This window comes from Spirochaetota bacterium (assembly GCA_040756435.1).
Lineage (GTDB): Bacteria > Spirochaetota > UBA4802 > UBA4802 > UB4802 > UBA4802.
In genome coordinates this window covers 33,614-45,823 of record JBFLZD010000030.1, presented here as the reverse complement: position 1 = coordinate 45,823, position 12,210 = coordinate 33,614, and the positions used below count along the sequence as shown (strand labels likewise).

Annotated in this window: 9 protein-coding genes; 6 read left to right on the top strand and 3 right to left on the bottom strand. The window is 35.6% G+C overall.

The window, feature by feature from the left end:
- The first annotated feature begins 243 nt into the window (after positions 1-243).
- From AB1444_09840 to AB1444_09825, 4 genes are all read left to right on the top strand, one after another.
- The gene (locus AB1444_09840) at positions 244-987 is read left to right on the top strand and encodes an outer membrane lipoprotein-sorting protein (GenBank protein MEW6526956.1); all 744 of its coding nucleotides are present in this window, start codon (positions 244-246) and stop codon (positions 985-987) included.
- A 404-nt stretch (positions 988-1,391) separates the two neighbouring features.
- Complete coding sequence (locus tag AB1444_09835) at positions 1,392-2,630, top strand: FtsX-like permease family protein (GenBank protein ID MEW6526955.1); 1,239 nt, start codon at positions 1,392-1,394, stop codon at positions 2,628-2,630.
- Positions 2,631-2,645: 15 nt separating this feature from the next.
- Positions 2,646-3,890 (top strand): ABC transporter permease, encoded by a 1,245-nt coding sequence (locus AB1444_09830; GenBank protein ID MEW6526954.1) that lies wholly within the window; start codon positions 2,646-2,648, stop codon positions 3,888-3,890.
- Positions 3,891-3,904: 14 nt separating this feature from the next.
- On the top strand, positions 3,905-4,600 hold the full coding sequence (locus AB1444_09825; protein ID MEW6526953.1) for an ABC transporter ATP-binding protein: 696 nt from the start codon (positions 3,905-3,907) through the stop codon (positions 4,598-4,600).
- 49 nt (positions 4,601-4,649) lie between these two features.
- On the opposite strand, the gene AB1444_09820 is transcribed toward AB1444_09825, so the two are convergent.
- Positions 4,650-4,949, bottom strand: a complete 300-nt coding sequence (locus AB1444_09820) for a hypothetical protein (protein MEW6526952.1) — start codon at positions 4,947-4,949, stop codon at positions 4,650-4,652.
- Positions 4,876-6,450, bottom strand: coding sequence for a sensor domain-containing diguanylate cyclase (locus tag AB1444_09815; GenBank protein MEW6526951.1), 1,575 nt, complete (start codon positions 6,448-6,450; stop codon positions 4,876-4,878). The genes AB1444_09820 and AB1444_09815 overlap by 74 nt, the downstream gene beginning before the upstream one ends.
- Before the next feature lie 371 nt (positions 6,451-6,821).
- On the opposite strand from AB1444_09815, the gene AB1444_09810 reads away from it, so the two are divergent.
- The gene (locus AB1444_09810; GenBank protein MEW6526950.1) at positions 6,822-8,051 is read left to right on the top strand and encodes a hypothetical protein; all 1,230 of its coding nucleotides are present in this window, start codon (positions 6,822-6,824) and stop codon (positions 8,049-8,051) included.
- Positions 8,052-8,267: 216 nt separating this feature from the next.
- On the opposite strand, the gene AB1444_09805 is transcribed toward AB1444_09810, so the two are convergent.
- Positions 8,268-9,407 (bottom strand): hypothetical protein, encoded by a 1,140-nt coding sequence (locus AB1444_09805; protein MEW6526949.1) that lies wholly within the window; start codon positions 9,405-9,407, stop codon positions 8,268-8,270.
- A 362-nt stretch (positions 9,408-9,769) separates the two neighbouring features.
- On the opposite strand from AB1444_09805, the gene AB1444_09800 reads away from it, so the two are divergent.
- Positions 9,770-12,205, top strand: a complete 2,436-nt coding sequence (locus AB1444_09800; GenBank protein ID MEW6526948.1) for a transporter substrate-binding domain-containing protein — start codon at positions 9,770-9,772, stop codon at positions 12,203-12,205.
- Positions 12,206-12,210: the final 5 nt, after the last annotated feature.

Genomic DNA, 12,210 nt, shown 5'->3' with positions numbered 1-12,210 from the left:
TGATAAATTTTTCTGAAATTATCTGATATGTATAACGTACAGCAAGGTATAAGCGATAGTTACTGTATAGTTAAAATTTGCAGAATATAAATTTTTAGTCAATGTAATTTTATATTGACAGTGGACTTTTATTGATGTTGTATTACATGTTTTGATAATCATGGGTTTTACACCAGAAACGTTTTTAGGACTATGTGTGGTTATGGTAGCTTTTTTATATTTATTCTAATGGGGAGTATAATCGTGAAACAGTATATCTATATAGTAACAATCCTTTTAGTGTCTTCAGTTGTTGCAGCCCAATCTGCAAAAGAAATAATTGAGAAGTCAGAAAAAGCTATTCGCGGCAATACATCCACATCAACAGTTGCTATCACCATAAAAACGCGAAGGTGGGAACGCACATTGAAGCTTGTATCCTATGACAATCGTTTAAAGCGAATGTCTTTTGCCCAGATACTATCGCCCAAAAAAGATGCCGGCAACCGATTTCTTTTGATTAAGGATAACATGTGGCATTATGTGCCAAAACTGCAGCAGACAATAAAGATATCGCCGTCCATGATGCTTCAGTCGTGGATGGGTTCGGACTTTACCAATGATGACATTGTGAAACAATCAAGCCTTATTGATGACTATACTCATACATTGGAAGGCAGGGAAACCGTTGATGGCGTTGAATGTTTTAAAGTGGTGCTTGTGCCAAAGCCAAATGTAGCAGTGGTGTGGGGAAAAATAGTGTATTATGCCAGTGTTACTAAATTACTGCCAGTAAGGGAAGAGTTTTATAATGAGCACAATCAGATGACCAAACTGTTAACCTGTAGCAATGTAAAGATAATGGGTGGCAGGGAAATCCCCACGGTGTATACAATGAAAACGATTGCCGAACCTGACCGCTACACTAAAATGGAAATACTGGATATTCAGTTTGACAATGAAATACCAGAATATATATTTTCCTTTCAAAATTTGCAGCGTAAGTGAAGGTTATAATGGGAGAAATCTTACAGTACAAAGAAAAGATTTCTCGCTACGCTCGAAATGACAATGTGACGTAAAGATTCCGGGTCAGGCCCGGAATGACGGGTAGGCAACAAGTCATCCTGAACTTGATTCAGGATCTCTATAGATGAGGATAGCGATTCCGGGTCAAGCCCGGAATGACAGGTAGGCAACAAGTCATCCTGAACTTGATTCAGGATCTCTATTGATGTGGATAGCGATTCCGGGTCAGGCCCGGAATGACAGTGTGACGTAAAGATTCCGGGTCAGGCCCGGAATGACTGTGTGCCGTAAAAATTCCGGGTAAAGCCCGGAATGACAGGTAGGTAGTAGTCATCTTGAATCATACTATAAAATTTATACCATAACTTCAAAACGAACAAAAAGTGAATAAAGATTTTAAAATAATCTGCCTGTTAGCATGGCGCAATGTATGGCGCAATAAACGACGTACAATACTTACGTTGTGCACCATCGTTGTGGGTTGCGCCATGATAATTCTTCTCAATGCGTTTGCCAAAGGTGGCCATGACCAGATGATAGAAGATGCAACGGGCCTTGTGATGGGACATATTCACATCCATGAAAAAGGCTACTGGGAAAATAAAACAATAGATTATGCATTTGAAGATGATGAATCCATAGAGAAAGCGCTTTCCAGTAACAAACATGTACGTGCTTATTGCAGGCGTATCATGTGTGATGCCCTTATTGCAAAAGGTGGGACAACAAAAGGCGTCATGATACAGGGTGTTGAGCCACTGCGAGAAAAAGAGGTATGCGGTTTGCACCGTTGTATAATTAAAGGGCGTTACCTGAGTGATAGTGATAATACTCATGCAGTGATAGGTGCCACCTTAGCTGAAAACTTAAAAGTAGATGTTGGCGATACCATTGCCATTATTTCGCAGGGATTTGACGGGTCCATTGCAGCTGAACACTTAACTGTTACTGGCATATTTAAAAGTGGAAACCCTGAATATGATAAGTTTTTGCTGCAGATGCCAATACAGCAGGCCGATGAAACGTTCAGCATGATGGGCTACATTCACGCGTATGTTATTCGTGCAGTGCGGATAGATGAGGTTGATACTATTACCACTACACTTTCAAAACAACTGCAAAGCAATTTAGAGGTATTAGGATGGGAAAAGCTAATGCCTGAGCTTGTGCAGTTTATAATCATGGATGATGTCAGTGGTTATCTTTTTGATCTGATGCTGTTTTTAGTAGTGGCGTTTGGCATCCTCAACACCATCCAGATGTCGGTGTATGAGCGTACACGTGAGCTTGGCATCATGAAAGCAGTAGGCACCACACCTGGTCAGATTATTGCACTTGTCATGACCGAAACATGTTTCATTACAGTGATTGGCGTGGTGTTGGGTGTAACGCTTGGTGCTGGTATTTCGTATTATTTTACAGTGCATCCTATTGATTACTCTCAATATGCTGAAGAGATTGCCGTGTGGGGTATTACCACAACCATATTCCCTGCCACAGTAACTATCGCTAATATTGTAGTTACTGCTGCGCTGACCATGGTTGTGTCACTTTTGTTTTGCATATTTCCAGCACGGCGTGCAAGCAGGCTTCATCCTGTTGAAGCAATACGGCATATTTAATAAGGTAATAAACACATGATACGCATGCACCATCTAAAAATAGTGTTATTGATTGGCTGGCGCAATGTATTTAGAAACAAGCGCCGTTCACTCATTGTTGCTTCATCCATTGTGGTGGGGCTTGTGGTAATGATGTTTTCCATGGCAATCATGAACGGCTTTAACCGGCAGATGCTTGAAAATACCATTAACACTTCGCTGGGGCATGTGGCTATACATAAAAAAGGTTTTTTCAATGATATGAAGCTTGCACTGTCATTTGTTCCTGATGATTCATTGAACGCAATTAAAGGCATTCATGGGGTAGGGTGTATTGCACAGCGTGTCAAGTTTGAAGCTATGGTGCAGTCAAGTCGCTCATCACAGGGTGTGCTGGTTATGGGCATTGAACCTGATAAAGAAAAATGCGTGTCAAATATATATGAATATGCTGGTAGTGATACACGTTCTTTTATTATGAACAGTTCAAGCAATGATATACTTATCTCACGTTCACTGGCGGTAAAGCTTGGCATTGGCATTGGCGATAAATGTGTGGTGATGCTGCAGGATATACACGGTGTGCTTGCTGCGCATGCATTTATTGTTAAGGGGCTATATCAATCGCCCATTGAAAGCTTTGATAAATATGTGGTATATATTGGCATACGTAAAGCGCAGGAAATATCGGGTCTTGGGAATGCTATATCTGAAATTATAGTACGGTGCGCGGATAAAGATTTTGCTGATAAAGTTGCTTCATCAATTAAATCAATGAATAAGGCCTTCCTTGAAGTGCTTACCTGGAAACAAATGGCACCACAGATTGTGCAGGCCATAAAACTTTTTGATACCATGATGTATGTGTTTCTGGCAATTATATTTATTTCAATTATTTTCACCATTGCCAATACCATGATTATGGCAATAATGGAACGATACCGTGAAATTGGCATAATGAAATCAATTGGTACACAGCCATCGTGGATTGCCGCTATTGTTATACTTGAAGCATGCGGTTTAGGGATGCTTGGTATTGTTGCAGGTATTGTCATTACATACCTGCTTGTTGTTATTACCGGAACAACAGGTATAAACTTTGCGTTTTACAGCCAGTCAATGCGGGTATGGGGAACAGGTACTGTTGTTTATCCGTATCTTACCGCAACAAATGTAGTGGTTGCAACAACCATAGTACTATGTAACACCATTATTGCATCACTGTATCCGGCATATAAGGCTGCAAAAATTAAACCACTTGATGCGTTACATTTTATATAGCAAAGGAAGGTACTATGGAAATCATACAGGTAGTGAATTGCATGAAAGATTATCATTCCGATGGTCAAATCGTGAACGCATTGCGTGGAGTATATCTTTCGTTGCATAAAGGTGAGTTTGCAGCAATAGCTGGACCTTCAGGTTCGGGGAAAACCACACTGCTTAATTGCATTGGCGGGCTGGATTATCCCACACAAGGAAATGTATATATAGAAGGTACTGATATCTCAAAGCTTAGTCCAAAGGAACTATCGCACCTGCGCCTTTTTAAAATTGGATTTATATTTCAAGCATACAACCTTATCCCGGTATTGACTGCATTGGAAAATGTGGAGTACATCCTTCTTTTACAGGGTATGGGCGATAGTTACCGTAAAAGAAAAGCAGCTGAAGTACTGGAGCTTGTAGGCTTAAAAGACCAAATGCACCGACTTCCGCACGAGCTTTCTGGTGGGCAGCAGCAGCGTGTGGCAATAGCACGTGCAATTGTTTCAAGCCCGGCGATAGTTTTAGCTGATGAGCCTACTGCCAATGTAGATCAGAAAACCGGAAGTGCACTTCTTGATTTAATGGAACACCTGAATAAAGAAAAGCAGATAACATTTCTTTTTTCCACCCATGACCCTATGGTAATGAAGCGTGCACACCGTCTTATATCTATAGTTGATGGTACAATTGTAAAAGATGTTAAAGTTAAAAGAAAAAAATAGTATACATTCCTGTTTGCTTCCCCGTGGCAAAAGAACCAAAAAGCCATATTTATAGTATTTCAGGAAACAGCTCTTTTACTTTTCTGCTTGCCTGTTGCACTATATCTAAAATTTCATTGTAATTTATTGAGAATGCCATCACAGAACCTGATGATAGTATCTGCCCCAATAAGTGCTTCCAATGCTTTTTAGTGAAAGGATCCGCTGGTTTACCAGAAGCAAATTCATTGGGATAGTGTGTTGGGATAAAGTAAATATCTAAAAGTTTTGCTTTTTTAGTATACCACTTTGTTTCTACCTGTTTGTTTTGCTCTGTAGAGGTTTTCATCTGCTTTTTTAATACTATCATAAATATCAACCATATCATGGGAAGCTCCACCAATGCCTGCACTTATAGTGACTTTGGGTATCGTGATAAATACATGTTGCTCAACGTTGCTTCTAATATTTTCAGCAAGATTATATGCCTGCAATATATTGGTTTCAGGGCATATAATCAAAAATTCTTCACCTCCCCAACGACCAATTGTATCTGTTTTCCTGCAATTATGTTTAAATATAAGGGCTAATTCTTTTAAAACATAATCACCAGCATCATGTCCATAGGTATCATTGATTTTTTTAAAAAAATCAATATCAATTAATATTACCGAATACTCTCTCCCGTACCTTGTATAACGAGCAAATTCTTTTATCAATTCTTCTTCCATCTTTCTTCTATTATATAAACTGGTTAATTCATCAATGTATGAAAGATTCATGAGTATATCGTTTAATTTTGTAAGCTCCATATTTTTTTGATAAAGTTTTTCCTTTGTCAACTGCTCAAGATTTTGTGCAATTACTCCTATTTCATTATCAGGATATGAATAATTATCATCAACTGATTTTGCTTCTACTATGTATGTAACCCTTTTGGCCAATGATAAAATTGGTATAATAATATCATGGGAAAATATTTTTTTTAAATAAAGTCCAAATAAAGAAGCAATTGAAGTTATCACCAGGGTGCTTATAAAAAATCGAGTAATCACGATATTGGTTATTTCTGATCTATCTACTTCTGTTATTACTTTCCATCCAATTTTATCTATATCATGGATATAGGCAGTTTTCATTATACCATCAAAGGTGTAAGCATATGAAGCACCGCTTGCTGAATAGGTAACCTTTGATAATTTAAAAAAATTTTCTCTCAGCATTTTGGGATTTTTATGAATAATAATAGTACCATCATTTGTTATAACAAAACTGTGTTGTGATGCAAAGCCTTTATTAGTGGCATTAATTATTTCTGCTAATTTTTCTAAAGAAGTATCAATAGCTATAACGCCACAGATGGTATTGTTTTTATCATATAATACTTTACTTATTGATACCAGCCATTGTTTTGTTTTTATTTCTTGATAGGCAAGGCCATTAGAAATTTCAGGTGCGGTTTTAAGTGCTATTGTATACCAGGGCCTTACTCTTGGATCAAAACCTTTTGGCGGAGTATAGTCATTAATCAATAATGAACCATCTTTATACCCTGCATAAAGATAGTTTATATCTTTATCAGCATTTTCAAAATGTTTAAAAATTTTTAATACAGTTCTTTTGTTATTGGCATCACGCAATAATACGTTAGTTATGGCATCATTGTTACTTAAAATATAAATATAATTATACATTTTTACAAAATAACCTTCAATGAAATACTTCAATGCAAGGTTTTGTTGTTGCATAAGTAATGAAATACTTGTTTGGTAATTGTAATATACAAAGCTTCCAAATAGTATGCCAAATGCAATGAATATTAGTGTTGAAAAAACTATGATTGAACGTGATAATTGTTTTTTTAAAGACATATCTAACCCTGCTACTAAGAAGATAAAAAATAAAATATTGCGTAATGATAGCTGCATGCGCTAATAAAATGTATACATGCAGAATATATTCCAACAACTGTTTTGTAAATTCTTTTATTGACAGCTTGTGGGTAGTAAATAATAGATACATTGTCACTTTATGAATAAAGGTAAAGTATCATTACAATATAAGCATACGTTTAAAAAGATTCACAAAATGTAAAATAGTACATACTTCAGTTGGCATAAAAATTTTTAAAGAATTATTTCTTAGAAAACTGTTAGAGAATACATTACATCTAATTAAAAAAAGTATGAACATATACAAATACAGCTGGATTATAATATTCATCCTTTCAGCATTAAGTTTAATGGCACAACTGTATAGCGGATTGACAATGGTATATGCACAGGAGAACTTGGAAAATAAGGATATTCCATTTTCCATTGGTGGCTATTACAAAAATCTATTTATTGCTTATGAAAGCAATGAATATTATTCTTCCGATTATATTCCCAGAAAAAAGCTATTATTAACCGATCTTAATAGGGTACGCCTCTCTCCTCATTGTGATATTGGACAGAATATCATATTTCATGCGGATATAGATAATGAGTATATCGTATCAAATTACACCCAGAGCAGAACATTTGATGCAACGTGGATTGGATTTTCGTATGATACAATATATACAGATTATTATGATTATCGCAACGATACTGGGTACTATCGCTTAAAGCTGCACCGTGCATTTGGCAAATTTGTTATAGGGAAATCCACCATTACTGTGGGAAGACAACTGGTGCGTTTTGGAAGCGGGAAGATATGGAATCCGCTTGATATTGTAAACCCAATATCGCCGCTTGCGTTTGAAGGAGCAGAGGAAACAAAAGGAGTGGATGCACTGCGCCTTGAATTATACCCGGCACATTATTTTGAATTGGGTTTTGTGTATGTACCTCAACGGAAATACAATGAGTTTGATGATAGTGTTGGTAATTCAGTGTACCTTTTGCGCAATAAAGTGGTGTGGGGTACTACCGAGATTGCAATGCTTGCTGGGAAGATAATGCAAAGATATGTTGGGGGCGCAGACATTTCGCTGCAAGTGTATGATGGTTTGTTGCGTGGAAGCTTCCTTGCGAATAAAGATGGAGATAGTACTTACTACATTGCGGGTACAGGCTATGATTATTCTTTTGAAAGTGGTTTCAGTATCCTTCTTGAGTATTTTTATAATGGGTATTGTTTATCTAACAATGATGAATTGTACCAGGCATATTCTGAAAGTTTGATATACGGAATGAATGAAGAACGGTACCGTACGCTTGCGTATCATTTCCTGACATATAACAGGCATTATGCGGGGTTATCGGTAAGTTTTTCTGGAGCTTCACTCTTTAGCGCCAGTGCAACAACTATTCTTGATTTTGAAGGGCATGGTGCAATGCTTATCCCGTCAGTGGTGTATAATGTAATAGAAGATTGTGATCTGACTTTCTATATGTTATATGCGATAGTTACTGAAAACAACTTATCAGATTTTTCCTCATTTGACAATAGACCTGCATTAGCAGCAGAAGTTAAATATTATTTTTAACATACATTAATTGATTTTTATTTTAGCAGATTTTCTACCACCTGTACTATCTGGTATGCTTTATTATAGCTTATTCTATTGACTGCAAAACCTCTTGTAATATTCTGCTCTCATTTATAGTGTAGCCCTTATCGCTTCACTGTTTAATGAATATATTCATGCTGCTGAATAATTAATATTACGGTACTGTGGTATCTCTCCTGGTACTTCCATTCTTCATTCGTGTATTTCTTCCAAAAAAGTTACGATAGTATCAACGTAAATATCATAATGAGTTATGGGCCCAATATGTTTTCCTGGCAAAACCTTTACATCAAGTTTTGTGTTTGATATAATCGATTTTTCATAATATTTACTAAAAAATTGTTCTTTAATTGCTTCATTATTTTTATCATACTTCAATAATGTCTCGTCGTCAAAAAGCGAATCATCCTTACCAAATATGACAAGTATGTGTTTTTTATTTACCACAGGGAAATTAGTATCATCAGCATATAACGTTGCATCAGCTATATCCTTATATGGTCTGAATATTTTTAAAATATTGAAATTACCATACATACATGAATAGCATGATCTTACTGTATCACCGGTTAGCCCCTTTGTTATTCCCCAGCCTGCACCCATTACATCACAAAAATGACCTTTAAATGTTTCAGTAAATCCAATACGTAAACTTTCCCAGTTAAATGATGACAATACGCAACAGCTTGCCTGACAAGAATTTTCTGACCATTTAGTGAAACCAGCAGGACATATTTGTACAAGATTTTCAAATGAAGTATATTTGCTTGCCATTCGGCGAGCTAAGATACCTCCATGGCTCCATCCCACAGCTGAAAGCTTAACATCAATTGCATTTTCAGGATCTTTAAACGGTTTTCCATCTATTTTAATATCTTTCCATTGAATATCTTCAACAACATTTATGTTTAAATACTTAAGAGCTTGTTTAATTAAATAAAATAATACAATTTCCTTCCCATTATCACCCCTTAAATTTTTATCCTTCCCAAAAGGTGTATCGCACAATGGTACTATTACAATACCTGATTTTGATTGTAATGCAAGCTCCTTGGTAAATGTATAGGCATCATCAGCTCTCTGTGCATGTCCCTGAAAAAAAATAAATACTGATCCATTAGCTTTTCTTTCTTCAATATTTTTTAATTTTTCTTCATTGGTCCTTACATCGACAATAAAAAAATATCCTTTTAAATGCTCACCGTTAAATTCAATATCAACACTTTGTACATTGGGTTTAATATTGACTTCTCTTTTTGCATTTTTTTCAGTAAATCCTGATCCTGAAAGCAAATACGTAAAAAATAAAAACATAAAAAATATTTTTTTCATTTTATCCTCTAAAAATATTTTATTTGTTGCTATATACTAAAAATTATTTTTTATTGTGGTACTGTCAACTATTTTGAAGAGGTCAAGTCTAATATTAGAGGTATGTGCCATTAAAAGTTTGCTATATATTAGAAAGACCATAACCACTTTTTATTTAATCTTTTCGTTTATTTTCACTTGGACAAAAAAAGATAAGAAGTGGGGAAAAAATAAAAGGAATGGAAAAATTACAGCAGTAACTATCGCATAATAAAAAAATTAATCTTGCTATCTTCCACGTTATAGCATATAAAAGTGTTATGAAATGCTTACTGACATGCCGGACAGCAAAATTAAATACATACATAAACATAATATGTATATTGACAATATTAATTATCCCAAACTGTTCATCAGAAGATACTAACTCTTTATTTTTGACTCCTGAGGAGAAGGATTATATACAATCATTAAAAAAACCTGTAATTGCTGCACCCTGCCCGGATTATCCACCCATTGATTTTACTGACCATACGGGAAATCCTATTGGGTTAAGCCAGGATTATTTAAATGAAATAGGTAAAAAGCTTGGACTAACATTTACTATAGAAATGAAGGAGTCATGGGCAGATGTGTTGCAAGCAGCAAAAGATAGAAACGTGGATATTGTTCTTTCAATCCAGGATGTTCCTGAGCGACATTCGTTTTTACATTTTACAAAGCCATATGTACGAATCCCCAACGTTATTGTTGTGCAAAAATCCAATACAAAAGTTAATAGCCTGGATGGTTTAGCCGGGATGAAGATTGCAGCAGTGAAGGGTTATGCGGTGATTGACTTTATTAAAAAGAGATATCCATCATTTACTATAGAGACGGTAAAAAACGAAACTGAAGGTTTGATGAAATTGTCCTTTGGTGAATATGATGCAATGATTATCTCACTTTCAACAGTGTCGTATCTGGTAGATACTTATAGTATTACAAATTTACGTGTTGCTGGCAATGTGGGATATGACTGGAATTTATGTATAGGTGTTCGCAGTGATGATCAATTACTTTATTCAATTGTTTCTAAGGCTCTGGATTCTATACCTGAAAGTAAAAGGCGTGCTATTTACCAGAGATGGATTTCACTGGCACCACGTCCATTTTACCAGGAAAAAGAATTTTGGTATATCCTGACAGTATTGCTATTTGGAGGGTTGCTTGTAATAATCGGTATCATTGCCTGGAATGCTTCACTACGTAGACAGGTAAAAATTAAAACAGAGCAGCTTGAAAATGAGCTGTACTGGCATAAAAAAACTCAGGAGCAATTGCTTCTTGAAAAGGAGCGGTTGCTTATTACTATCCAATCAATTGGTGATGCTTTCATAAGCACTGATGAAAGGGGTAATATTATTCTTTCCAATAAACAAGCTGATTTATTATTTAATAATACAATTTTATTAGGAAAGGATGTTAGAGCTTTAGTTAATTTTGCAGAATCAACCGTTCAAAACGTGGTTGACCCTATTGGAGAATGTATTCAGTTGAAAAAGCCCGTTGTACATTATCATCTTAAATGCCATTGTAATAATAGAACAATAGATGTGTCGGTTGCTTCATCACCCATTGAGATGGATAATACTATTATTGGTACTGTCACAATTATAAGAGATATTACCGACATGTTAGCAATGCAAAACGAGCTTATTAAGCTGCAGCAATTTGAATCCTTAGGAATATTAGCTGCTGGCATAGCTCATGATTTCAATAACATCCTTACTTCAATAATGGGTAATGCTGAAATAGCATCATTAATGCTGTTGAAAAATACTCAAAAACATAATTTTTTAGAAATAATTGATGGTATAAAAAAATCTGTGAAATCTGCACAATCTTTAACAGGGCAACTGTTAACCTATGCAAAAGGTGGGAAACCAATTAAAAAAACAGGTAATATACTGCAATTGATTCGGGATACTGTGGATTTCATAACACATGGCAGCAGCGTTAAGGTTGTTTATGATATTGATGATAAAATAGAAAATATTGAGTTTGATGAGCATCAGCTATCGCATGTATTCAGGAATCTAACCTTAAATGCAATACAGGCAATGGAAAATACAGGTGTGTTAACAATAACGGTAAAGAGTTTAAAGAATAAACCTGATGTATTGCAATTACCTGATGGTGAGTATATCATGATTCAATTTTCAGATACCGGAAAAGGTATTTCGCAAGAACATATTAATAGAATATTTGATCCTTATTTTACAACAAAAGAAGAAGGCACTGGATTAGGACTTACCACATCGTTATCAATTGTACGGCAGCATGGAGGTACCATAACAGTTTCATCTTCTGAAAAAGGAACTGATTTTGCAATTTATCTGCCAAAAATAAAAGGTGATGTTTCAGTTAATAAAACACATAAAGCAAAAGTTGATTCTATAAGTGCTCATGTTTTAATACTTGATGATAGGCAGGAGATACTTGACGTTACAGCCGGGATGCTGGATATGTTAGGGTGTAGTTATGACACTGCAACTCAGAGTGATGATGCAATTGGAAAAATAATTGCATCAAAAGAAAAAGGCAAACAATTTGATTGTGTGCTGGTTGATATCACCATTCCTGGAAGTATGAGTGGGGTAGATGCTTTTGCCCAGATGAAGAAAATACAGGAAAATTTAAAAGGAATTGTGATGAGCGGATATGCTGATAACAGTGCTATTGCAGATTATGCACGATATGGTTTCTCGTGGTATCTTGTTAAACCGTTTACGTTTGATGAAATAAAGCAGGCACTGATAAAAGTAATGAATACATAATATTA